The organism is Devosia sp. (assembly GCF_025809055.1).
Classification (GTDB): domain Bacteria; phylum Pseudomonadota; class Alphaproteobacteria; order Rhizobiales; family Devosiaceae; genus Devosia.
This window is the reverse complement of record NZ_CP075529.1, coordinates 442,657-467,112: the sequence shown is the minus strand read 5'-3', so window position 1 is coordinate 467,112 and position 24,456 is coordinate 442,657. Positions and strand designations below refer to the sequence as shown.

Genomic DNA, 24,456 nt, shown 5'->3' with positions numbered 1-24,456 from the left:
TCAGCGCCCGCCGATCGAGGTGATGCCGCCCATATAGGGTTTGAGGGCTTCGGGGATCAGAACCGAACCGTCTTCCTGTTGGTAGTTTTCAAGCACCGCGATCAGGCAGCGGCCGACGGCCGTGCCCGAGCCGTTGAGCGTATGCACATAGCGTGGCGCCTGTTTCTCGCCGCGCGGCCGGTAGCGGGCCTCCATGCGCCGGGCCTGGAAATCGCCGCAGACCGAAACCGAGGAAATCTCGCGATAAGTATCCTGCCCCGGCAGCCAGACTTCCATGTCATAGGTCCGCCGGGCGCCAAAACCCATGTCGCCGGTGCACAGCTTCATCACCCGATAATGCAGCCCCAGCCGCTGCAACACTGCTTCGGCGGCGACCAGCATCCGCTCATGCTCGTTTTCGGATTCTTCCGGCGTGGTGATCGCCACCAGTTCCACCTTGTTGAACTGGTGCTGGCGCAACATGCCGCGCGTGTCCCGCCCGGCCGAACCGGCTTCCGAACGGAAGCAGGAGGTCAGCGCCGTGAAGCGCAGCGGGAGCTCTTCCTCGGCCAGGATGGTTTCGCGGACAAAGTTCGTCATCGGCACTTCGGCGGTGGGGATCAGCGCCAGGCGCCCCTCGCCATGCGGCGTGAAGAACAGGTCGTCCTCGAATTTCGGCAACTGGCCGGTCCCGAACAGCGCATCGTCGCGCACCAGCACCGGCGGCTGCACTTCAAGATAGCCGTGCTCGGTGGTGTGCATATCGAGCATGAACTGGCCCAGCGCACGTTCCAGCCGGGCAATCTGCCCCTTGAGCACCACGAACCGGCTGCCCGAGAGTTTTGCCGCGATCTCGAAATCCATGTCCTTTTCGGCAACACCGATTTCGAAATGCTCTTTCGGCGCGAAGGCAAAGGCCGGCTTGGGCGCGCGCACTTTCGACACGGTGGCCGCCGAGCCATTGGGCCCGAAATACTCGACATTGTCGGCTTCGTCGTCGCCCACCGGCACATCCGCGAGCGCCATGTTGGGGATGGACGACAGCGCGTCGCGCAGTTCCTTTTCCACGGCCCGCTCTTCGGCCTCACCGGCCGGAATGGATTCCTTGAGCGCGGCGACTTCGGCCATCAGGGCCTGTGCGCGGGCCTCGTCCTTTTGCGCCTTGGCCTGTCCGATCTGCTTGGACATGCTGTTGCGCTTTTCCTGGGCCTCGTTGAGGCGCACGATGATCTGGCGGCGGCGGTCGTCGATTTCGAGCAGGGTGGACGAGCGGACGGAGACATTCTTGCGCTGGCTCATGGCCGTATCGAAGGCGTCGGGATTGTCTCGGATCCACTTGATATCGAACATCGCTTTACGGGGTCCAGCCCGCCTCTCGTTTCAAACAACCAATGGCCCTGCCCCGTGCCGGGCATGGCGGCTGGGACAGGGCGCAAACGTGACTATCAGGATTCGGCGGAAGCCTTGGCCTCTTCCTCGGCCAGAGCCTTGGCGCGGCGCTTCTCGATCATCCTGACGGACAGAATGGCGAGTTCGTAGAGCCCGTACATCGGCAAGGCAAGACCGATCTGGGAAATCGGATCGGGCGGCGTGATGAAGGCGGCAGCGGCGATAATGCCCACGATGGCGTAGCGCCGGCCCTTTTTCAGCTGCTCGACATTGATGAGTTCGATCTGGGCAAGCAGGGTCAGCACCACGGGCAACTGGAAACAGATGCCGAAGGCCAGGATCAGCGTCATCGCCAGGCCGAGATATTCCGAAACCTTGGCGAGAAGCTTGATCTCCTCGGTCTGCATCCCGGCGAAGAAGCCGAGCGCCATGGGCAGCACCACGAAATAGACCATCAGGGCGCCAAGCAGGAAAAATACCGGCGTGGCCACCAGATACGGTACCAGCGCCTTGCGCTCGTGCTTGTAGAGCCCGGGCGCGACAAAGCCATAGATCTGGGTCGCCAGATAAGGGAAGCCGATGAACACCGCACCGAAGAAGGCCAGGTTGAGCTGGGTAAAGAAGAATTCCTGCGGCGCCGTATAGATCAGCTCCATCTCGCCCGGATCGGAATAGAGCGACCGATAGGGATTGAGCAGGATATCGAAAATATTGCCGGCGAAGATGAAGCAGATCACCAGCAGCACGACCAGGACGATCGAGCTGTGGATCAGGCGCTTGCGCAGTTCCACCAGGTGTTCGAGCAGCGGCGCTTCGCTACCGGCCAGTTCGTCTTCGGGCTCCGGCTTGGCGGCGCTCTTGTCTTCGATCTGCGGCGTGGTCTCGGCCATGATCAGCTCTTCTCAGCCGTTTTGGCCGGCTTCTTGCGCGGTGCGCGCGGTTTGGCGGGCTTGGCTTGTTCTGTCGCCGGCGTCTCGACCGCGGCGGTCGCAGGCGCAGCCGTGGCCTTGGCTGGCTTGGCGCTGGCGGCCTTGGCCGCGGCGGGTTTTGCGGCCGTGCGGCGAACAGGCTTTTTCGCCTCCCCGGCCGGTGCTTCGGTCTTGGTGGATGTCCGTGCGGGCGTCTTCTTGGCGCTGGCGGGCTTGGCCGTGCTGCGGGCGGCCTTGACCGGCGCCTCGGCCGCTGCCTTGGCCTTTCCGGCGGTGGTATCGGCAAAAGTCGGCGGGGTGGTCCGCGTACCCTTCACAGGCTTGGCCGCAACGCTGGGCTTGAACCCATAGTCCGCCGCCAACTCGTCCGTCGTCTTCTTCGGCTCGGCCATGCCGGCCTGATCCTTGATGGCGTCGACGACACTTTCGGTCTTGGGGTCCGTGGGCTTCAGGGCCCCGGTTGGCGACTGCTGCCCATCCTTGCCGATGGCATTGAATTCCTTGCGGATTTCGTCAGCGGTCTTTTTCAGGGGATCGGTGATGGTGCTGCGCAGATTGCGCACTTCGTCGAGCCCGGTCGTGCGGTTGATTTCGCGCTGGAACTCGCGCCCCATGCGTTGAACCTGGCCGATGACCTTGCCAATCCGCCCCATGACGACCGGCAAATCCTTGGGACCGATGAAAATCAGCGCCACGACGCCGATCACCAGCATCTCTGTCCAGCCTAGGCCGAGCATGGGAAAAGTCTCCGAACGGCGGCGAACCGCCTAGTGGTCGAGCAGGAGGACGCGATCAGGCGTCCTTGCTCTTGTCCACTTCAGTTGCATCGACGGTACGCGGCGCTTCGGCCTGAATGCGTTCAGCCGGCTTGTCGTCGTCCTTCATGCCCTTCTGGAAGGCTTTGATGCCCGAGGCGACTTCGCCCATCATGCCGGAAATCTTCCCGCGGCCGAACAGCAGGATAACGACAACGGCGACAACGAGAATGCCCCAGATGGATGGCGCGTGCATAATGGTCTCCCTAGAACTCGTGTTACGCGAAACGCGCAAAAGATAGACCGAGAAATAGGTTCAAACGCGTTCAAACACAAGGATGTGTTCCGGGTTGAGGGTCACGAAAACGTCCTCTCCCACGGTCAAATTGCCGTCAGCGGGGCGCCTGACCCCAAGGGGCGCGTCAATTCCGCTCACCTTGACCTCGCAAATGTCGATACCGATCGCGTCGCGCCGCGCAACCAGCCGGCCCGGTATGCCCGGTCCATTCCGTTCGACCCGGACCGCGCCGGTCGGACGCACCGCAACCACGACCCGGGCCCCGTCCGCGTGGCCCGAGACCGGCACTGGCCCCAGCGGCGTCTCGGCCGCGCCATTGCGGACTGTCGCTTCAATCTCGGCCAGCGGCGAGAAGAAGCGTGCGGCGGCAAGATCGACCGGCTTGCGATAGATTTCCGAGGCCGTGCCGATCTGGGCGATCCGCCCCGCCCGCAGCAGGGCCACCCGATCGCCCATCAACATGGCTTCCTCGGGGTCGTGGGTGACGATGAGGCTCGTTGCATGGGTTTCGCGCAGTACCGCCAGGGTTTCCCCGCGCACCGTTTCGCGCAATCGCGCATCCAGGCTCGAAAACGGCTCGTCGAGCAGCAACACCCCCGGACGCGGCGCCACGCTGCGCGCCAGGGCCAGTCGCTGCTGTTGCCCGCCCGACAATCGATGCGGGAAATCGGCTTCGCGTTCGCCCAGTCCGACGCGCAGCAGGGCCGATCGCGCCTGGGCCAGGGCCGCTTTCCGGCCCAGCCCTTTCAATCCGAACAACACATTGTCCAAAACGCTCATATGCGGGAACAGCGCGTAGTCCTGGAACATGAGGCCAATGCCCCGATTGTTCGGGGCCACCGTTCGTCCCGGCGCCGACATGACGTCGCCGTTGATGGACACCTGCCCCGAACTCACCGGCTGGATGCCTGCGGCGACGCGCAGCACGGTCGATTTGCCCGATCCGGATTCGCCCAGAAGGCAGATGATTTCCCCGGGCCGGATCGTCAGGTTGAACTGGTCGAGTACCGTCCTGCCGCCAAGCGATACCGAGACGTCGGAAAAGTCCAGCGAAGCAGCAAAGGCCACGCCGGCCGTACCGCGGGCGCCCCAGCCCTGCAGTTCTCCGGCGGATTGATCAGTCATCATCAGTCCTGGTCGTCCTCGTGTTCCGTCTCGCCCGCGTCGGTCGGATCGAGCGGGTCTTCGTCATCGCGCAAGGCGCCATCGAAGGGCAAGGGTATCTGCAGGTCTGGCGGCAGGCGGCCCGAGAGCAGACCTGCGCCCTTGAGTTCATCCAGACCCGGCAGATCACTCAGGCTTTCGAGGCCGAAGTGATCGAGAAAGGCTTCAGTCGTGCCATAGGTCACCGGCCGCCCTGGCGTACGCCTGCGGCCACGCATCCGGATCCATCCGGCCTCCATCAGCAGATCCAGCGTCCCCTTGCCGGTCGTGACCCCGCGCACTTCCTCGATCTCGGCCCGCGTGGCCGGCTGGTGGTAGGCAATGATCGACAAAGTTTCGAGCGCCGCGCGCGACAGGGGCTTGGTCTCGTGTTCTTCGCGCCGCAACAGAAAGCCCAGATCCTCGGCGGTGCGGAAAGCCCAGCCCTGTCCGCGCCGGACAAGGTTGACGCCGCGCTCGGCATACTCCTGTTGCAGCGCTAGCATGAGGGCATCGGGATTGACCCCTTCGCCGAGATAGGGCGCCACATCGGCCAGGCTGAGCGGTTCGGCAGATGCGAAAAGCAGTGCTTCGAGGATGCGCAGGTTGCGCCGGAACACGTCCCCGGTCGCATCGTCCAGATCGGGCGCGTTCATGTCGTCTCGCCCCGGCGGCGCCGCAAGAACAGCGGCCCGAACGTCTCGGTCTGCCGCATGTCGATTTCACCCTGGCGCACCAGTTCAAGGCTGGATGCAAAACTTGACGCCCGCGCGGTGGCCCGGTCGCCCGGCCGGGCGAGGTAGTCGACCAGGTAGGCGTCGAGCGCCACCCACTCCATCGAGTCGCCGATCAGGCGCACCAGCAGGTCGCGCGCATCCTGCAGGGACCACACATTGCGCAGGCGGGGCGCGTAGTCGGTGGCAGTGCCGCGCTCGCGCTGGCTCGAATAGGCCTTGAGCAGGTCATACAGGCTCGCCTCCCAGATCGGACGGCGCGCGATCTCGATCGCCTCGGGTGCGCCGCGCTGGTAGATCTGGAACCCAAGCCTGGGCCGGTTCATCAGGCGATTGGCCGCCATGCGCATGGCTTCGAGACGCTTGAGGCGGAATTGCAGCATGGCCGCCAGCATTTCCCCGCTCGGTTCCTCGTCGCCCGGCGCCTGCGGCACCATCAACCGGCTCTTGAGATAGGCCAGCCATGCGGCCATCACCAGATAGTCGGCCGCAACCTCGATCCGGCGTTCGCGCATATTGTCGATGAAGGACAGGTACTGCTCGGCCAGTGCCAGCACCGAGATTGCCGACAGGTCGACCTTCTGGCGCCGCGCCAGGTCGAGCAGCAGGTCCAGCGGGCCCTCATAGCCACCCACCTCGACGCGCAGAATATCCTCCGCGGCCGGGGGCGCGGGCGTATCGAACCAATCGGCCTGGGCAGTGGTCATCGCGTTGCGGCAAGGAATGGGATCATGCCCCATCCTTGGCCGCTCGCGCGATTTCCGTCAAGCAAGCGGGGCGTTGCGCCTAAAGAACCACGCAGTCGCCGCCGGCGGCCTTGAGATTGGTGCAGAGATTGGAGGCAGCGGCACGCGAATCCGCCGGGGCCAGGACGCGGTAATAGATGCCGCGCTCGCCCAGATCGACCCGGGTGATCTCAAGATTGGCCCCGCCGAACAGCGGTCCGAAGCGGCTGACGATCTGCTGGGCCGTCGAGCGGGCAGCTTCCTCGCTGCGCTGAGAGGCCAGCTGCACATAGGCGGCCGCGGCGCCCGGCGCCGTTGCGGTCGCCGCAGGCGCAGCTGCCGGGAGGGCCGCTGCCGGATCGGGCGTGGTCACGGCAGGCGCGGCACTGGCATTGGCCAGGGCGCTGGTCGCGATCTGCTGGAAATTGCCAGGACGTTCGCGCGGAATGGTGACACTCCGGCCGGCCAGCGGGTTGCCGGCCGCGTCTGCCACCGGCACCACGGAACCGGCTTCGACCACCGGCGTCGCCGGAGCGGGGGCAACGGCGGGCGTGGGTTCGACCTCGGCCTGACCGGCACTGGCGATCAGGTCGGGCGTGGAAAAGTCGGCGCCCGGCACTTCGGGCACATCTGGGCGGTCGACCGGCAGCATGGTCGTGCCAGCCACGCCTTCATCGCCGGAAACGATGGTCCCATCGGGGCGGACGGTCACGGTCCGCACCTTGCGGTTGACCAGGCCCTCGGCATTGGTATCGATCAACCCGCTGGCGGCCGCGCCAGTGGTGCCGCCGGTACCGGCGCCCGTGGTGGTCGCGGCAATCTCGCTGACCGTCTGCTCGTCGGACTGGTCGCGGGACACGATCTGCTCATCGGCCGGGTTGTTGGCACCCGATATCTCATTGAAGACCACCGACTGCGTCTCGGCGGTCTCGGTCACTTCCGGCACTTCCTTGACGGCGGTCGCGTCGGCAGAGATCAGCGGCGCCGGACCTTCCGGCCCACCGCCCTGCCCCAGCACCCAGTACAGGCCCAGCCCCGCGACGGCCAGCAGGCCCACGGCGACCAGTGGTCCAACCACGGCGCGATTGAATTGCGGCATGGATGGCACGAAGCGGCGCTGCCGGTCTTCGGCGGGCATGGCGTCGTCGGCTCCGGCCTCGCTGCCATCGACCCATTCGACATGGGCGCCCGTCGCTGCTGCGGCGGCCAGAATAGCTTCATCGACACTGTCGAAATTGCCGCCGGCATCAGCGGCCGGCTCCCGGCGCGCCGGGGCAACCGGCTCGTCCATGACAGGCTCGGCAGGCGCCGCGCTGTTCCGCTCGGCAGCCTTGGCACGCCGGGCCACACCGGCAAAGAGCGCTGAACCCACGAGCCGCTTGATGTCGCCGAGGGCGTCGGACTCCTTGGGCGCCTTGTCGTTCGAAACGGCCTCCGCAGATGCCACGGCCGCCTCGGGGTCCGGTTGGGTGGCAACGGGTTCGGCCTGTCGGTCACCAAGTCCAAAAACCGGCGCAACGACAAAATTGTCCTCGCCGCGAGCCGGGCCATCAACCTGCGGGATCTCCTCGACGGGTTCCTGCGGTTCGGATTCCAGAGGTGCGAAGTCCTGCGGCGCAGGCTCCGGTTCGAATGCTTCCGGCTCCGGCTGAGCCTGGACGGCCTCCGTCTCCGGCGCCATGTCCTGGGCCAGTTCAGCCGCTATCAGGTCGGCAAGGCTATCCTGATCGAGATCGGGCAGATCGGCGTTGGCTTCAGCGGCCGGTTCAGCTTGAACAGGCACAGCCGGGGTTGTTGCCTGCGGCAGCGGGCTCGGCTGGGCGGGCCGGGATGCCGGAATGAACGGCTCGACAATTGGCGCGGCTGCTGCCGGTTGCGGCGCGGCCGCTGCCGGTTGCGGCGCCGCTGCCGCCGGGGGTAGTTCGGTCGCGGGACCAGCGGGCTTGCGGTTCAGGTTGAGATCGAAGTCGAAGCGGAACGGCTCGGCGTTCAACGCCTTGGCAGGCGCCGGCGCGGGTGCATCCTGACCGGGTATGCGCACAGACGGGAGCGGCGCCGCGGCAGCAGGCGCGACAGGCTCCGGCGGCCGCTCATCACCGCCGGGAATGCGAATGACCGGCTTCTGCGGCTCGGGATTGGCCTTGGACTCGGAACCCTCTGGCCGGGCATCGTCGGCCATGAGTTTTGCCAGTTCCGCAATGAGATCGTCAGTATCGTCCAAATGTGCGGCCATCGGTTGCGGTCCCGCCGATATATCCTATCGGCGCCCCTGAATTGCGACGTCACCCTTTGGGGGTTTTGTCGCGAGTCATCACATCAATGCGCCCGAATTATGAAAGCTCGTCAGGCGCCGTAACCCCAAGGAGACCCAAACCATTTCGGATAACCTGACGCACGGCATCGACGAGTGCGAGTCGAGCCAAAGTCAACTTCGGGTCCGAAGGGTTAACAAATCGTAACTGCGGGTCATCCTTGCCCTTGGCCCAGAACCCGTGCAGCGCCGCTGCGAGCTCATGAACATAGAAGGCGGCCCGGTGCGGCTCATGCGCCAGGGTGGCCGCCGCGACCGTGCGCGGCCAGGCCCCGATCAGCCGGATCAGCTCCAGGTCGGCGGGGCTGCTGAGCAGTTCGATATCGGCTGCGGCCAAAGCTGCGGGAGAGACATCAAGCTCCGGCATGTCCCGCGCGGCCGTGCGGAACACCGAGCTTGCCCGCGCGTGGGCGTACTGGACGTAGAAGACCGGGTTGTCCCGCGTCTGTTCCTTGACCAGCGCAAAGTCGAAATCCATGGCGGCGTCGTTGCGGCGGAACAGCAGCATGAAGCGGGTCGCATCCGATCCCACCTCGTCGACCAGGTCGGAAAGCGTGACCAGGTCGCCCGAGCGCTTGCTCATCTTGAACGGCTCGCCATTCTTGAGCAGGCGCACAAGCTGGCAGATGCGCACGTCGATATCGGCCTCCCCGTGCGAGACCGCCTTCACCGCAGCCTGCAGCCGCTTGACGTAGCCGGAATGGTCGGCGCCGAGCACATTGACCATGTGCTTGAAACCGCGAAGATATTTGTTGCGGTGATAGGCAATGTCGGCGGCGAAATAGGTATAGGAGCCGTCCGACTTGATCAGCGCCCGATCCGTATCGTCGCCATAATCGGTGGCGCGGAACAGCGTCTGTTCGCGGTCTTCCCATTCTTCGGGTGTCTTGCCCTTGGGCGGTTCGAGCCTGCCCTCATAGACCATGCCCTGCTCGCGCAGCCAGTCGAGCGTGGTCTGGATATCGCCACCCTGCCCATGCAGCGTTCGCTCCGAGAAGAACACGTCGTGGTGGATATTGAGCTGCGCCAGGTCCGCCTTTATCAGCTCCATCATCGCCGCCAGTGCCGTCTCGCGGGCGATCAGCACCGCTTCCTGCTCGGGCATGTCGAGCAACCCGGCCCCATATTGCGCCTTCAGGGCTTGCCCGACCGGAACGAGATAGTCGCCGGGATAGAAACCGGACGGAATTTCTATCGTCTCGCCAAGCGCCTCGCGATACCGCAACAGCGCCGATTGACCGAGAATGATCGTCTGCCCGCCGGTATCGTTGATGTAGAATTCGCGCGTGACCTCATAGCCCGACCATGCCATCAGCGAGGCCAGGGCGTCGCCGAACACGGCGCCGCGCGTGTGCCCCACATGCATGGGCCCGGTCGGATTGGCCGAGACATATTCGACATTGACCCGCTCGCCCTTGCCGATGTCGGTCCGGCCGAAATCGGCGCCGGCAGCGGCAACCGAGCGCAGCACGCGGAACCACACCGCGTCGTTCAGCCGAAAATTGATGAAACCCGGTCCCGCCACGTCGACGGCGCTCACATCGGCATCGGCCTTGAAACGCTCGACAAGGGCGGCCGCGACTTCGCGCGGGTTCTTGCCGAGCGGCTTGGCCACGACCATGGCGGCATTGGTGCTCAGATCGCCATGGGCCGCATCTCGGGGCGGCTCCACCACGACGCGCGCAAGCAGCTCATTGTCGAGCTGGGGATAGTCGGCACGCAGGGCATCGATGACCCTTGTGGTGAAAAGAGCAAAAATATCCATGACAAACCTATGGGATTGGTCCGGCGGGGTTAACGGAAATCCGGGCGAGCGTCAAACAGGCGCTCATGCTCATCCAGGGCATAGGGGTCGGTCATGCCGGCGATGAAATCGGCGACAATGCGCGCCCGCCCTGCCCCGTCCTGCGCCCGGCCCGCCTCGCCCCAGCGGCCGGGCATGTCGGCATCGCGCATGTAGCGGGCAAAGAGCCTTTCGACGACCGCCTCGCTTTCCCGCACCGGCACCATCACCGCCTCGTGCCGATAGACACGTGAGAACAGGAACTGTTTTAGCCCCTTCTCGGCGCTTTCAGTCTGCTCGGAAAAGCCGACCAGCGTGTGACCGGCCAGTCGCACATCCTCCGCGCTGGCCACGCCGGCCCGCGCGATATTGGCGGCGCTCGTGGTGATGACGTCCTCGACCGCCCGTGTGATCATGCGGCGCTGAACTTCGTGAGCCTGCCGCTTGGCAGCGAGATCGGGATAAGCGGCCAGCACCTCCGAAACGATCGGCCCGGCCATGGGCACGTCGAGAAAATCTGGCACGGTCACGAGGCCCGCCCGCAGCGCGTCGTCTATATCATGGGCATTGTAGGCCACGTCATCAGCAATCGCTGCCACCTGCGCCTCAAGGCTGGCATGAGTCTCAAGACGCAGCGGCGCGGGTGCCGGAATGGCCTCGAGCCCCGCCGGTAGCCCCTCGCGGACATAGCGGCCAACGGGGTTCCCCTCTGCATCGATCAGCGGACCATTGTGCTTGAGAATGCCCTCAAGCGTTTCCCAGGTCAGGTTCAGCCCGTCATGTTCGGCATAGCGGTTTTCGAGCAGGGTCACGACCCGCAGCGCCTGGACATTGTGGTCAAAGCCGCCAAAGGGCTCCATGGCCCGGTGCAGGGCCCTTTCCCCGGCATGGCCAAAGGGCGTGTGCCCCAGGTCATGGCTCAGCGCCACCGCTTCCGCCAGGTCTTCGTTGAGGCGCAGGGCGCGAGCGATGGAGCGGGCAATCTGGCTGACTTCGAGCGTATGCGTCAGCCGGTTGCGGAAGTGTCGGCCCTCATGGGACAGGAAAACCTGGGTCTTGTGCTGCAGGCGCCGAAAGGCCGTCGAATGGATGATCCGGTCGCGATCACGCTGGAATTCCGAGCGAGTTGGGCTGGGGCCGGTGCCATGCAGCCTGCCGAGCGACTGGTCGGGCCTGCTGGCATAGGGTGCTGTGTCGCTCATCTGTCAGGTCCGGGCCTTTGCAACGGCGCTGGGAACGCCTATCTTAGCGGTGTTGTTATGACATTACGACCGCACGGGATTTCCCATGACTGACGCAAGCCTTGCCGATCGCCCCGCCGTAACCCTTTCGGACCGCGCCGCCAAGCGTGTTGCACGCATCATTTCCAAGGAAGTGCCCGGCACCGTGCTGCGGATCTCGGTCGCGGGCGGCGGGTGCTCGGGTTTCCAGTACGAATACAATCTCGTCCAGGAAACCGCCAATGACGACGATCTCGTGCTGCAAAAGGGTGATGCGACGGTCCTGATCGATTCGCTGAGCCTGGAATTCATGGGCGGCGCGGAGATCGACTTTGTCGACGATCTCATTGGTCAGGCATTCCAGATCAAGAATCCGAATGCCGTGGCGTCCTGCGGCTGCGGCACCAGCTTCGCCGTCTGACCGACAAAACCAGAAAATCACATTGGGAGGCAAGCATGGGCGCGCAAGTCGACGCGATCATGGACGGGGCCATAGCGGCCGAGAAAATCGTCGGCGCGGAGCTGATTGTCTATCGCCACGGCACCCTCGCCCTGCGCCGGACGGCCGGTTACTTCGACCGCGAAGCCGATGTCGCCATGCTTCCGAACGCCATCTACCGGCTGGCATCGGTCACCAAGCCCATCGTCGCGGCCACGGCCCTCGCCATGATCGACAAGCGGCTGTTGCGCCTCGACGACCCCGTGGTCAACCACCTGCCCTATTTCGATCCGCAGCGCGATGATGGCACGCCGGCCGGCATCACCATCCATCACCTGCTGACCCACACGGCCGGGCTGGCCTATGCCTATCCCGATGATCCCTCGATCTCGACCGGCCTTGGTCCGTCCGACAAGGGCTTTGAGGCCAATTTCAGCCTGGTCGCGCGGCAGAAACTGCTGTTCGCGCCGGGTACTGCCTGGTCCTATTCGGTGGCCATCGACGTGCTTGGCGCCGTACTGGCTGCCATCCATGGCGGCAGTCTTGACGATGCGGCGCGTGCCCATGTCACCGGCCCCCTGGGCCTGGCCGAAACCGGCTTTTTCGTTGCCGACTTGGCGCGCCTCGCAAAACCCTATGCCGATGGCACCCCACCCATGTCCATGGCCGATCCGCATGTGGTCATCAATGACCGCGGCGACCCCGTCACCTTCTCGCCATCGCGCATCTTCAGCGACAAGGCGTTCCAGTCCGGTGGCGCCGGCATGGCCGGCACGCCCGAGGACATCGTCCGGTTCCTAGAAGCCATGCGCACCGGCGGTGGCGGCGTCATCTCGCCCGAAACCCTTGGCCTCGCCATGTCCAACCGGATTGGCGATATCCACCGGGACGATGCCGGGCAGCGCTTCGGCTATCTTGGCGCCATCATCGACGATCCGGTCGCGGCCAATTCTTCATCGGCCCGGGGCACCGTCAATTGGGGTGGGGTTTATGGCCATTCATGGCTTGTCGATCCGGCCAACGCGCTTACGATAGTGTCAATGAGCAACACCGCGCTCGAGGGATGCACGGGGCAATATCCCAAGGACCTCATCCGCGCGGTCTATGCCGACCTTTTCTGAGGAGCCCGTCATGGCCCTGCGCATCGCCACCTGGAACATCAACGGCATCAAGGCCCGCATCGAGCTCCTGTTGAAGTGGCTCGACGAGGAGAAGCCGGACATTGTCGGCCTGCAGGAAATCAAGTCGATCGACGAGGCCTTTCCGCGCGCCGAGATAGAGGCGCTGGGCTACAATATCGAGACGCATGGCCAGAAAAGCTGGAACGGCGTGGCCCTGCTGTCCAAACTCCCCTTCGATGAGGTGCATCGCGGTCTGCCCGGCAATGACGAGGACGAGCAGGCCCGGCTGATCGAAGGCGTGTTTTCGGTCGAGGGCGGCGTGGTCAGGGTGTGCAATATCTACTTGCCCAACGGGAACCCGGTGGATACGGAAAAATTCCCGTACAAGCTGGGTTGGATGGATCGCCTCAATCGCTTTGTCGCAGAACGGCTCGAACTGGAGGAGCCTTTCGTGCTGATGGGCGACTTCAATCTCATTCCTGCGCCCATCGACGCCCATGATCCGGACGCCTGGTGGGGCGACGCCCTTTATCGCCCGGAAAGCCTCGAGCGGTTCCGCGTCCTCACCAATATGGGCATGACCGACGCCCTGCGCGCCGTCACCGCCGAACAGACGTTCACCTTCTGGGATTTTCAGGCCGGCGCCTGGCGGCGCAATGCGGGGATCCGCATCGACCACCTCATGCTGTCGCCGCAAGCGGCGGACCGGCTCGATGACGTGGTCGTCCACAAGGACGTGCGCGGCTGGGACAAGCCCAGCGATCACGTCCCCGTGGAAGGCGCGTTCAGCTTCTAGTCCGCTACACCTGTGACCTGATCCAACGCCTCCAACCCCACCTGCCCCTTGATGGGGGAGGTAGCGACGCTAGGCCCAAAAGGGCCTTAGCAAAGCTAGGTGGGGGTGTTCCCGGCGCCGTTCGAGGGCAAAAGGCAAAAGTGCCAGCCGCAAGGCCAGCTCTGCCGTGACCCAACTAAAACTGCGTGGTCGAGACCGGTGCGCCGGTGACGATACTGGCGCGATCCTGCGCCGGTACGCCGGCCAGGGCGCGATTGAGGACCTCGTCGGCAAAGGCCTGATCGGCCGTGCCCTGACAGGTCGTGTGCGCCACTTCGAGCCAGGCCAGCCCTTCGGCCGGACGTGGCGGGTAGTCGCCGAGGCCGTTGAACAGCAGGTTGCCCAGTTGCACCTGACCGAGGCAATGCCCCTTGTGCGCAGCCGATTGCAGCCAGCGGGCGCTGAGCGTCGGGCTCACGCCCAGCCCGGCCTCTTCCTTCTGGTACAGCATGCCCACCTGGTACTGGGCTTCCGCATCGCCGAAATAGGTGGCGGCGTGCATCAGCACGCGGTGATATTCGTTGAGGTTCTGCGACACGCCGGCTTCCGGCGCGCCCAGGCGATAATAGTCCTCGCCCAGCTTGACGAAGGAGCGGGCCACGATATCGGCCTCAAGGCCGCGCGGCGGCGTATCGGCGTGCTGGTTGGCGATCTGGGCGAAATAGCCAAAAGCCTTGGCCGGGTCCTTGTCGACGCCTTCGCCGTTCTCATACATGGTGCCAAGCTGCCAGAGGGCCATGGGCCGGCCGGCCGCCGCATCGTTTTCGAGCGCGGACAGATAATCGTCGCTGGACACGATGGAACCGCCACCGTCCAGCATACGAGCCAGATCCATGGCCGCATCAGCCGCCGTCTGCGCCTGGGCAGGCGCAATGGTGACGCCGAACGCCAAAGCCAAACCTGTAGCGGCCGCCAGGGGAATATCCCGGATCATCCGCATAACACTCCTTTCGCCCATGAGGCCATGGGCGGGCAATTGGTGCGGATATCCGGCTGTGCCGGCCCGCTGCGGGCGATCAAGTCCACCCGCGATTTCTGTGCAAGAGCTTTCCCTGATGTGGGGCTGAGGAAAAGCGAAGTATGAAGAAGTGGTAAACCGGCATTGTGTCCGTTTTCGGCCAGACACTTCACATCCGGGTGCATGACGCACCATTTCCTCGGCACTCCGCAGTCTCAATTCGCCCACAGGCATTTTACGACCTTGCAACACACACAGACATCCGTTCCTGGCTGGACCGAAGGGACGGGCTGCGCCTCGGCGGACACTTGAAACTATCCGCAAAAGACCGGCACCAGCATCCGCCCCCGAATGCCTGCAAGGCTCGTTTACGGGCAGATTGTGGCAGGAAACATCGCCAAATGGTTGCTGTGTTGCCGCCGCCCACTGAATCGCGGGCTTTGTTGCCGAATCGTCACAGAGACAGCGATGTGCTCTGAAGGTGTTGTCAGTCGCCCAATGTCGGCGTCATATTCGGCCATTCGCACAATCCGCCGGAGAGCGACGATGAAAACGATCCAGTCCAAAGCCAGCCTTTCCCGAATTCTTCAGGACTTGATCGTTCATGCATCCTCAAACTCACGGCGACACCGCGCGCCCGGCAGCTAAACCCGGCCTTTTCGCCCGCCTCCTCATCCGCAACGGCGCCGACCCGGTCGCACGCAACCGCTTTCGTGCCCGCTTTGGCCGATTTCTCAGCTACTACCGGCCGCACCTGCCCCTGCTCGCGGCCATCCTGACATCGGCTGTGCTGGTTGCCGCCACGGCAACGGCCCTGCCCCTGCTCGCCAACTACATCGTCAGCCGGCTTCCGGCTCTGGCCGATGACCCCACCGCCCTCAACCAGTTGCTGACCATCGGCGCCGTCATGGTCGGCGTGTTCGTCGTCCAGGCGGTGGCCACCTATTTCGTCGATTACCACGGCCATTCCATGGGCGCGAAAATCGAGGCGCAGGTGCGCAGCGAACTGTTCGAGCACTGCCAGAAACTCTCGTTCAGCTTCTATGACCAGCAGCGCACCGGCCAGTTGATGAGCCGCATCAGCAATGACTCGCTCTGGCTGGGCGAACTCTTTCATCATGGCCCGGAAGACCTCGCCATCAGCGTGCTGAAATTCGCCGGGGCCATGGCCATCCTGGTGTGGATCGACCCGATCATCGCCCTGTGCATCGCACTTCTGCTTCCGTTCGCAATTGGTTACGCATTATACTTCAATAAGCGCATGAATATTGCCCTGCGCACCAGCAAGGAACGCATTGCCGGGGTCAATGAGCGTGTCGAGGACTCCCTGGGCGGTATCCGCGTGGTGCAGTCCTTTGCCAATGAGGGCGCCGAGAAGAGCCGCTTCGAGGTGGAAAACCAGCGCTTCCTGTGGGCCCGGCAGGACGGCTATCGCAACGAGGCGCTGCTCTGGGGCGGCATGGAGGCCTTTGCGCAACTTGTCACGGTGACCGTCATCGTCGTCGGCGCCATCCGCAGTCTCTATGCCAGTCTGTCGCCGGCCGACCTGTTGACCCTGTTGCTCTGCGTCGGCGTGCTTCTCGATCCGATCAAACGTTTCGACAATTTCATCCGCCTGTGGCAGGAGGGCTTTACCGGCTTCGTCCGCGCCATGGAACTGCTCGAAGAGCAACCCGACATCCTCGACCGGCCGGGCGCGAGCCCCCTCGGTCCAGTCAAAGGGGCCATTGCATTCAACACGGTGCGGTTTGCCTACGACGCCGATGGCCCCCGCGTCCTCGACGATCTCTCCTTCGGCATTGCGCCCGGCGAGTTCGTTGCGCTTGTCGGGCCCTCTGGCGTGGGCAAGAGCACGCTCTGCGCGCTGATCCCGCGCTTTTACGACGTGCTAGACGGCAGCATTACCCTCGATGGCCGGGACCTGCGGGACATCACCCTCGCATCCCTTCGCCGCAATATCGGCGTCGTCCAGCAGGACGTCTATCTCTTCAGCGGCACGGTGCGCGAGAACCTGCTCTACGGCCGCCCCGATGCCTCGGAGGCCGAAATGGTTGCGGCGGCACGCGATGCCAATGCGCATGACTTCATCACCGGCCTGCCGCAGGGCTATGACACCGATATCGGCCAGCGCGGCGTCAAGCTGTCCGGTGGGCAGAAACAGCGACTGACCATCGCCCGCACCTTTCTCAAGAACCCGCCGGTGCTCATCTTCGACGAAGCCACCAGTGCGCTCGACAATGAAAGCGAGCGGGCCGTGCAGCAGGCCCTTCTCGGCCTCACCCACGGCCGTACCACGCTGGTCATCGCCCACCGGCTGTCCACGGTGCGCCATGCCGACCGCATTCTCGTCCTCACCGGCGACGGCATCGTCGAGCAAGGCACCCACGACGACCTCATGGCCCGCGACGGCGTCTATGCCGGCCTGCACGCAGTACAGGGCCGGATTTAGCCCGAAACCGTGCTCATCCCGAACCCCCACCTAACCTCCCCCTGAAGAAGGGGGAGGAACGGATCGAGTTTGCTTCGATTCTGGAGCGCCACCAGAGAACTCCTCCCCCTTCTTCAGGGGGAGGTTGGGTGGGGGTGCCATACCCCAATTTGACCCCTGCTTTCGCAGACATGTCACCCGTATCGCACCCGACAAAAAAAAGGCCCGGCATCACTGCCGGGCCCGAGCATCAGCTCAACAGCTTCAGCGCCGCCGCGATCCGCGTGCGCCGGTCCACAGCCGCTTCGCGCCGCGATTTCTGCTCTTCGATCACCTCTTCGGGCGCCTTGGACACGAATTGCTCGTTGCCCAGCTTCTTGTCGACCTGCGCGATTTCGCCATCGAGCTTGCCGACCTCCTTTTCGAGACGCGCTTTTTCGGCGGCGATGTCGATCACCCCGGCCAGCGGCAACGCGTAGGTGGCGTCGCCGAGCACGAATTGCGCCGATTCCCCCGGCACCGCGTTCTGCGGGGAGATTTCCTCCAGCCGCGCCAGCCGCGAGATCAGCGACGTGCCCGCCACGAGACGCCGCAGCGTTTCCGCGCCGGCCCCGGTCACCACCAGTTGCAACTTGGCCCCGGCCGGCACGTTCATCTCGGCGCGGACGGACCGGATATTGGAGATCACATCCACGAGCCAGGCGAGTTCGGCATCGGCCGCTGCGTCTTCAAGGCCCGAAAGGTCCGGCCATTCGGTGAGGATCAGGAGGTTTTCGCGCGCCGGGCCGAATTTGCCGGTCTCGGCCCAGAGTTCTTCGGTCACGAACGGCATCATCGGGTGCAGCATGACCAGGATCTGATCCAGCGCCCAGGCCGCAGTGGCGCGGGTTTCGGCCTTGGCGGCCTCGTCCTCGCCCATGAAGACCGGCTTGGCGAATTCCACATACCAGTCGCAGAACGTGCCCCAGACGAAGTCATAAGCCGAATTGGCGGCTTCGTTGAACTTGTAGTCCTCGATGCCAGCGCGCACCGCTGCCATGCCGCGCGCCGTGGCGCCGACGATCCAGCGGTTCAGTGCCAAAGTGTTGGCCTTGGGGTCAAAACCCTCGACCCGGCGGCATTCATTCATCTCAAGGAAGCGCGCCGCATTCCAGATCTTGGTGACGAAGTTGCGATAGCCCTCGACGCGCTGGATTGAGAGCCGCATGTTGCGGCCCTGAGCAACCATAGCGGCCAGCGTGAAGCGCGTGGCATCGGCCCCATATTCGTCGACGAGCTTGAGCGGGTCGATGACATTGCCCTTGGTCTTGCTCATCTTCTGGCCTTTTTCGTCCAGAACCAGCGCGTGCATGTAAACTGTATGGAACGGTTCCTCGTCGAGGAATTCGAGCCCCATCATCATCATGCGGGCGACCCAGAAGAATATGATATCGAATGCAGTGACCAGCACGTCGGTGGGGTAGTAGCGCCTGAGTTCCGGCGTTTCGTCCGGCCAGCCCAGGGTCGAGAACGGCCACAGCGCTGAGGAGAACCAGGTGTCGAGCACGTCAGGGTCGCGGGTCAGCTCCACAGCCTTGCCATAGTGCTTTTCCGCGGCAGCCTTGGCTTCGGCCTCGTCATAGGCCACAAAGGCCTCGTTGTCCGGGCCGTACCAGGCCGGGATCTGATGTCCCCACCACAGTTGGCGGGAAATGCACCAGGGCTTGATGTTCTCGAGCCAGGCGAAATAGGTGTTTTCATATTGCTGCGGCACGAACTTTGTGCGCCCCTCGCGCACCGAAGCCAGAGCCGGCTCGGCCAGCACATCAGCCTTCACCCACCACTGGTCGGTGAGGAATGGCTCGATGACGACGAGTTTGCTCTTCTCGTCATGCGGCACCATGATCTTCTTGTCTTCGATATGGCTGAGGCCGCGAAGCGGGTTTTCCTCTGCCATCTTCGCCAGATCCGCGACGATGGCCTTGCGCGCCTCGAACCGGTCCAGCCCGCGATAGGCCTCGGGGATGAAATCGGCGTCGATGATCGCACCGCGCGTGGTGAAGACGTTGATCGGCTCCACCCCGGCCCGCGCGCCCACCTCGAAATCGTTGAAGTCGTGCGCCGGGGTGATTTTCACCGCGCCGGTGCCCAGGCTCGGGTCGGCATATTCATCGGCGACCACCGGAATGCGCCGGCCGACCAGCGGCAGTTCGACAAACTTGCCGATCAGGCCCTGATAGCGCTCGTCATCGGGATGCACTGCAACCGCCACGTCGCCCAGCATGGTTTCGGGGCGCGTCGTGGCGACGATGATGTAATCCCGCGTCTCGGTGCCGGTGACATTACCCTCTTCGTCCACCAGCGGGAAATCATAAGTCACGCCATCGGCGAGCGGATAGCGCAGGTGCCACATATGGCCCTTGACCTCGATATTCTCCACCTCAAGGTCGGAAATCGCGGTTTCGAGGCCCGGATGCCAATTCACCAGCCGCTTGGCCCGGTAGATGAGGCCACGCTTGTGCAGCTCGACGAACACCTTGATGACGGCCCGCACCATCTGGTCGTCCGGCTCGCCTGCAGCGCCCATGGTGAAGCGCTCGCGGGAAAAATCGGCCGAAGCGCCAAGGCGCTTGAGCTGATTCATGATGGTGCCGCCGCTTTCGGCCTTCCACTCCCAGACGCGCTCGATAAAGGCATCGCGCCCCATGCTGCGCCGGTCCTGCTGCTTTTCGGCCAGCTGGCGCTCGACGATCATCTGCGTGGCGATGCCGGCGTGGTCGGTGCCGGGCTGCCAGAGCACGTCCTTTTTCAGCATGCGGTTGAAGCGGACGAGAATGTCCTGGACGGTGTTGTTGAGCGCGTGGCCGATATGCAGTGAACCGGTGACGTTGGGCGGCGGGATGACGATGGTGAACGTCTCGGCGCCGGGTTTCGCCCCTGCCCCGGCCGCAAAGGCATTCGCATCGAGCCAGGCATCATAGATGCGGCCTTCGACGGCGGCGGGTTCATAGGTCTTTTCAAGCATTGGGCCACTCGCAACGGAATTGACCCGCCAGGCTGCACCTGGCGGGCCGGAATAGGTTGGCAGACTTCAAGCAAATGCAGCCCGAACGGTCAACTCCAAGCGCGCATGACGGCCGATCGGGCATTGACGTGCCGATGTTCAGGCGACCCACTCTCTGCGCAAGCGCAGGGGTTGCCCAGCGACCACCACGTCACTCCCGCAACCACCCGCCGCGCTCACCACCACAAAGTCATTCCCGCAACCACCACGTCGTTCCCACCACCACAACGTCATTCCCGCGAAAGCGGGAACCTCTGGTTTCCTGCACACAAACCAGAGGCCCCCGCTTTCGCGGGGGTGACACCGAGGGAAGGGCAACGATCCCGGTTCCATATTGAACGAGCGAAAGGTGCGCCACAGAAGCTCAATCAGGTAGGTGGATCAGCCAACTGCCGCCACGACAGCACCTGCCACCACAACACCCGGCTACCGCCAGAGCGCCCAGCCACCACCACGGAGCCTCACCCCCACCTTGTCATTCCCGCGAAAGCGGGAACCTCTGGTTTCCTGCGCCCAAAAAAAGCAAACCCCCGCTTTCGCGGGGGTAACACCGAATTTAACGAGGGAGGGCCCGCGGCCCGAAACTACTCGCCGCGCGAAATGCGGGAGATTTCCTTCTCCACCATGCGCTCGACGACGGAGGGCAGGTTTTCGTCCAGCCATTCCTTGAGCATGGGCCGCAGCATCTCGCGCATCATGGCTTCGATGGTGAGGCTGGGATTGCCCAGGCCAAGCGCATTGAGCTTGCCGATGGAGCCCCGGACGGCGGCCTTGGTGGCGGGCTCAAGCAGTTCCTCGGCCATGTCCGAAGTCAGCGTCGGATCGGGCAGCGGCGCGACATCGGAAACGCTCGGCGCCGGCTCTGGCTGGGGAGCAGGTTCCGGTTGGGGTGCCGGGCGCGGAGCTGGACGGGCCGCAACGGGTTGCGGTTCCGGTTCTGGCTCGGGCGCACGCATCGGCGCCGGGTCGAAGCTCGGAAGCTCATCGTCGGCGTCAAAGGCAATGTCCTCGGCCTCGACCAGCTGCGGTTCGGAGCCTTCGGTATCGGCCAGGATGGAATCGAAACTGAAATCGTCGCCCGCGCCGTCTGCCTCGTCGACAATCTGGCTCGGCGAAAGCGCGAGCGGCTCGATATCGTCCAACATGTCGCTGAGGTCGCGATCGTCCTCGGCATTGAGCGGGCGGGCCGGCGCAGCTTCCATCGGTGGCGGTGCCGCCTGGATGGATGGCCGGCGCGGCACGCCTGCCGCATCATCATCGGCGATGATCTGTCGAATGGACGACAGGATTTCGTCCATGGACGGTTCTTTGGGTGCCGGCTTGTTCATCACTGCCTCTTACGCAAGAGCCTGACAGACGCAGAGGCATCCGCATCTGCCCCGCCTGATTCGTAACAAGCAGCTTAACGGCACAGCGCGGAATTAGGAATCATCCGGACCCGGCAAGTTTGCGTTCTTCCACGAAAACTTGCGGCCGGGGGCAAGACCGTCCGCATTTTGCGGACGGCAGCGAGCCTATTCCGCGACGGTGCGCAGTTCCTGCCAGACGTCTTCGACGGTCTGCGTATAGGGCACGGCGGTCTTGATGGTCACCGGCAGGCCGAGATCGCTGGCCGTCAGCCGCCCCATGGCGCTCAGCAGCGAGAAGGTGGCAATCACCTTGTTGCTGGACGCATTGATGAGCGTCTCCTGGGCGCTGGTCAGGTCGGCCTGGGAGTTGAGGACATCGAGCGTGGTGCGCGTGCCCAGGTCACGTTCCTGGATGACGCCATCGAGAACGGTATTGCTCGAGGTCACCGCAGCCTGAGCCGCGCTGATCTGCGCATCGGCGGCCTGGATGCCGCTCCAGGCCGAAATGACCGCCTCGCGCACCTGGTCATAGGTGGACATGGCCGAGACTTCGGACTTTATCTGCTGGATATTGGCCTGGCGGATATTGGAGCCGATAGCGCCGCCGGCATAGATCGGGATGGAGATCTGAAAGCCCAGCGAGCCGGAGAACCCATCGGTCAATCCGCCGCCGCTCGGCGTCCAGCGCGAACCGACCTGACCGCTGATCGAGGCGGTGGGGCCGAACGAGGCCGAAGCCGCATCGCTCCCGGCCTGGGCGGCGCGGATCGAGGCCTTGGCGAGCAGGATGGCCGGATGGCCGATCTCGGCCTCGGAAATCGCCGAATCCAGCGAACGCGGAATGAGATTGCCGTAGTTGTGCGAGGCACTCAGCCCCTGCGGACGCTGGCCCACGAGGCGCTGGAAGGTGGCCTGGCTGGTTTCGAGCGAGGCCAGCGAGGCGCGGTAAGCCGCCTGCCCCTGGGCCAGGCGCGCCTGGGCCTGGGCCACGTCGATACGCGTCCCCTCGCCCACATCCAGCCGGTCCTGGGCCGATTGCAGCTGGGCCTGGAAGAAGTTGACATTCTCCTGACGAAGCGAAACGAGCTGGTTACCGGTCAGAACAGCCATATAGGCCTGAACGACCTGGATCAGCACATTCTGCTCGGTATTGCGGATCTGGTGTTCGGCCGCCTCGGCGCCGGCGCGGGCGGCTTCGATCTGCGCTTCGGTCTGGAAATTGTCAAAAATCGTCTGGTTATAGGACAGGCCGGTGGTCACGGACGTGCTGTCCGACCAATTGCCGCCGACCAGGCTGTAGCTCTGCGAGGCCCCGATGGAGGCGCCGATCGTCGGGAGCTTTCGCGACTTGGCCTGCACGATGTTTTCCGCCGACGCCTTGGCGTCGAGCACGGCAATCTGCAGGTCCGGCGCGTGATCATAGGCGGCCGTCAGGGCCTGGGTGATCGACTGTGCCTGGGCCAAGCCCGTCTGCGCGCAGGCGACCATGACAGCCAACAGGCTGGCGCCCGCAAAACTCTTGAACTTCATCAACCCACCTCCAGACGCGACCCACACTAATGCCCGGCAGATGGGTTACACAACCGGCCGGGACAATCCCTAACGTTCTTTAATGTGCTGTTAAGGTCCGGACGTGACCGGACGGCAACAGCTGACGGCACTCAGAATATGAATGCCGGTTCGCCCGCTCCCTTGAAAAGCACCGGAAGCGTTGCATTGAAATGGCTCGTTGTCTCAACCCCGCCCTGCACGCGGCGCATGAGCCGGGCGATGCCGACCCCCTTGTCGCGCACCAGCGCCACCAATCGGCCGTCCGGGCGCAGAAGTGCGGCGAGGTCCGCCGGCACACTCTCCAGCGCCCCTTCAACGACGATGACATCGAACTGCCGCGCCGCGAGCGCTGGCATTTCGCCTTCAACGATCTCGATGCCCGTGATACCCGCGCAGGCTTGGCGCGCCATGGCATTCAATGCCGGATCGCTCTCAAGCCCGGTGACGCTCGCCGCAAGGCGAGCGATCACGCAAAGCGAATAACCGGTCCCGCTCCCCACGACCAGAACGCTGTCGCCAGCGCTGATTTCGGCCAGCTGCACCAGCCTGCCGAATGTCGACGGATCGGGCAGAAACCGGCCGCTTTCGTTGAGGCGATGATGGTCGTCTATATAGGCGACGGCTCGCCGCTCAGCTGGCAGGAAAGCCTCGCGCGGCACGGTGCCCATGGCCGTCAGCAGGCGCCGGTCGAAGATGCCGCTGGTATGCAATTGGCTGTCGACCATTGCTTTTCTGGCCTGTGCGAAGTCCAAAGCCGCGTCCTGTACCTGCCCGGTTCATATGCTGGACGTGAATATAGTGCCGCCTGCCCGCTGGCAAGCGGCCTCGCATGGCCGCGACAAAATGGTTGGCCGGAATCAGGACTTTGTCGCGCCCTTCGGGCGATCCTTTTCGTCGTCCAGGGGCTGGTCGAGCGCGCTGCCGTCGGGCTTGCGGCCCAGATCGTCGATATTGTCGTCCTTCTGCTCGCCCGGGTCGGTTTCTTCAGGCGCGGGTGTGCTGCGATCGGTCTTGCTGGTCATGGCTGGTTCCCTTGCTGGACACAACCGCAACACTGCGCCCATGGCCCGCGTTCCAACCCTTTGGTGGAAAACCGGTCCGCATCGTCCCGCGACCGGCCGAAAGTAACCCTTCGGAAATCTCTGCGCTTGCATAACCCCCAAGCGCACAATAGATACCTGCGCCTAGAGGCCTCGTGGCGGAGTGGTTACGCAGCGGATTGCAAATCCGTGTACTCCGGTTCGATTCCGGACGAGGCCTCCAGAAACTCCCCCCAAACAAATGATGCGGTGAGTTTCGGTAGCATTGAATTCCTCAAAATATCTAGTACTCATCCGACCTATATTCCCCGCGATATATTCTGATGATTCAGAACTCTGCGGAAAGACTTGCCGACTCTGATTATCAAACCAGGGCTTGAGCTGACAGTGCCAGCATGTTTAGCGTGTCTTGCAGATCGATCCGCA

Annotated in this window: 20 protein-coding genes and 1 tRNA gene; 5 read left to right on the top strand and 16 right to left on the bottom strand. The window is 64.0% G+C overall.

Annotated features, from left to right (window positions below):
• From serS to KIT02_RS02210, 10 genes are all read right to left on the bottom strand, one after another.
• Nucleotides 1-1,329, bottom strand: coding sequence for a serine--tRNA ligase (serS, locus tag KIT02_RS02255; RefSeq protein WP_297581736.1), 1,329 nt, complete (start codon nt 1,327-1,329; stop codon nt 1-3).
• Nucleotides 1,330-1,424: 95 nt separating this feature from the next.
• Nucleotides 1,425-2,258 carry a twin-arginine translocase subunit TatC gene (gene tatC, locus KIT02_RS02250; protein ID WP_297581733.1) on the bottom strand — a complete coding sequence of 278 codons (834 nt, stop codon included), beginning with the start codon at nt 2,256-2,258 and terminating at the stop codon, nt 1,425-1,427.
• Nucleotides 2,259-2,260: 2 nt separating this feature from the next.
• The gene (tatB, locus tag KIT02_RS02245) at nt 2,261-3,034 is read right to left on the bottom strand and encodes a Sec-independent protein translocase protein TatB (RefSeq protein ID WP_297581730.1); all 774 of its coding nucleotides are present in this window, start codon (nt 3,032-3,034) and stop codon (nt 2,261-2,263) included.
• 55 nt (nt 3,035-3,089) lie between these two features.
• On the bottom strand, nt 3,090-3,308 hold the full coding sequence (locus KIT02_RS02240; RefSeq protein ID WP_297581727.1) for a twin-arginine translocase TatA/TatE family subunit: 219 nt from the start codon (nt 3,306-3,308) through the stop codon (nt 3,090-3,092).
• A 60-nt stretch (nt 3,309-3,368) separates the two neighbouring features.
• Nucleotides 3,369-4,475, bottom strand: a complete 1,107-nt coding sequence (locus KIT02_RS02235; RefSeq protein WP_297581725.1) for an ABC transporter ATP-binding protein — start codon at nt 4,473-4,475, stop codon at nt 3,369-3,371.
• A gap of 2 nt (nt 4,476-4,477) precedes the next feature.
• Nucleotides 4,478-5,149: an SMC-Scp complex subunit ScpB gene (gene scpB, locus KIT02_RS02230; protein WP_297581722.1), complete on the bottom strand. Its 672-nt coding sequence runs from the start codon at nt 5,147-5,149 to the stop codon at nt 4,478-4,480.
• Complete coding sequence (locus KIT02_RS02225; RefSeq protein ID WP_297581720.1) at nt 5,146-5,934, bottom strand: ScpA family protein; 789 nt, start codon at nt 5,932-5,934, stop codon at nt 5,146-5,148. The genes scpB and KIT02_RS02225 overlap by 4 nt, the downstream gene beginning before the upstream one ends.
• Before the next feature lie 79 nt (nt 5,935-6,013).
• The gene (locus tag KIT02_RS02220) at nt 6,014-8,185 is read right to left on the bottom strand and encodes an SPOR domain-containing protein (protein ID WP_297581717.1); all 2,172 of its coding nucleotides are present in this window, start codon (nt 8,183-8,185) and stop codon (nt 6,014-6,016) included.
• A 97-nt stretch (nt 8,186-8,282) separates the two neighbouring features.
• Entirely contained in the window at nt 8,283-10,028 is a 1,746-nt protein-coding gene (argS, locus tag KIT02_RS02215) for an arginine--tRNA ligase (protein ID WP_297581714.1), read from the bottom strand.
• 29 nt (nt 10,029-10,057) lie between these two features.
• The gene (locus KIT02_RS02210; RefSeq protein ID WP_297581711.1) at nt 10,058-11,248 is read right to left on the bottom strand and encodes a deoxyguanosinetriphosphate triphosphohydrolase; all 1,191 of its coding nucleotides are present in this window, start codon (nt 11,246-11,248) and stop codon (nt 10,058-10,060) included.
• Between the two features lie 85 nt (nt 11,249-11,333).
• Here KIT02_RS02210 and erpA point away from each other — a divergent pair, with 85 nt between their 5' ends.
• From erpA to xth, 3 genes are read left to right on the top strand one after another with little or no spacing between them, the layout of a single operon-like run.
• A complete protein-coding gene (gene erpA, locus KIT02_RS02205) occupies nt 11,334-11,687 on the top strand; it encodes an iron-sulfur cluster insertion protein ErpA (RefSeq protein ID WP_297581709.1) in 354 nt (117 codons plus the stop codon).
• Nucleotides 11,688-11,722: 35 nt separating this feature from the next.
• Nucleotides 11,723-12,826, top strand: coding sequence for a serine hydrolase domain-containing protein (locus KIT02_RS02200; protein ID WP_297581707.1), 1,104 nt, complete (start codon nt 11,723-11,725; stop codon nt 12,824-12,826).
• A gap of 16 nt (nt 12,827-12,842) precedes the next feature.
• Complete coding sequence (xth, locus tag KIT02_RS02195) at nt 12,843-13,622, top strand: exodeoxyribonuclease III (protein WP_297585076.1); 780 nt, start codon at nt 12,843-12,845, stop codon at nt 13,620-13,622.
• A 175-nt stretch (nt 13,623-13,797) separates the two neighbouring features.
• Here the strand turns inward: xth and KIT02_RS02190 are convergent, their stop codons facing one another.
• Entirely contained in the window at nt 13,798-14,595 is a 798-nt protein-coding gene (locus KIT02_RS02190) for a tetratricopeptide repeat protein (protein WP_297581703.1), read from the bottom strand.
• Nucleotides 14,596-15,223: 628 nt separating this feature from the next.
• On the opposite strand from KIT02_RS02190, the gene KIT02_RS02185 reads away from it, so the two are divergent.
• Nucleotides 15,224-17,068, top strand: coding sequence for an ABC transporter ATP-binding protein (locus KIT02_RS02185; protein WP_297581700.1), 1,845 nt, complete (start codon nt 15,224-15,226; stop codon nt 17,066-17,068).
• Nucleotides 17,069-17,297: 229 nt separating this feature from the next.
• On the opposite strand, the gene KIT02_RS02180 is transcribed toward KIT02_RS02185, so the two are convergent.
• The 5 genes from KIT02_RS02180 to KIT02_RS02160 all read right to left on the bottom strand — a co-directional run bounded on the left by KIT02_RS02180 (nt 17,298) and on the right by KIT02_RS02160 (nt 24,012).
• A complete protein-coding gene (locus KIT02_RS02180; protein WP_297581697.1) occupies nt 17,298-20,051 on the bottom strand; it encodes a valine--tRNA ligase in 2,754 nt (917 codons plus the stop codon).
• 623 nt (nt 20,052-20,674) lie between these two features.
• Nucleotides 20,675-21,418 (bottom strand): DUF2497 domain-containing protein, encoded by a 744-nt coding sequence (locus tag KIT02_RS02175; RefSeq protein WP_297581694.1) that lies wholly within the window; start codon nt 21,416-21,418, stop codon nt 20,675-20,677.
• 186 nt (nt 21,419-21,604) lie between these two features.
• Nucleotides 21,605-22,969, bottom strand: a complete 1,365-nt coding sequence (locus tag KIT02_RS02170) for a TolC family outer membrane protein (protein WP_297581691.1) — start codon at nt 22,967-22,969, stop codon at nt 21,605-21,607.
• A gap of 131 nt (nt 22,970-23,100) precedes the next feature.
• Complete coding sequence (locus KIT02_RS02165; protein WP_297581688.1) at nt 23,101-23,742, bottom strand: methyltransferase domain-containing protein; 642 nt, start codon at nt 23,740-23,742, stop codon at nt 23,101-23,103.
• 105 nt (nt 23,743-23,847) lie between these two features.
• Nucleotides 23,848-24,012: a hypothetical protein gene (locus KIT02_RS02160; RefSeq protein WP_297581686.1), complete on the bottom strand. Its 165-nt coding sequence runs from the start codon at nt 24,010-24,012 to the stop codon at nt 23,848-23,850.
• Nucleotides 24,013-24,179: 167 nt separating this feature from the next.
• Between KIT02_RS02160 and KIT02_RS02155 the strand changes: the two genes are divergently transcribed.
• Nucleotides 24,180-24,253, top strand: a tRNA-Cys gene (locus KIT02_RS02155).
• Nucleotides 24,254-24,456: the final 203 nt, after the last annotated feature.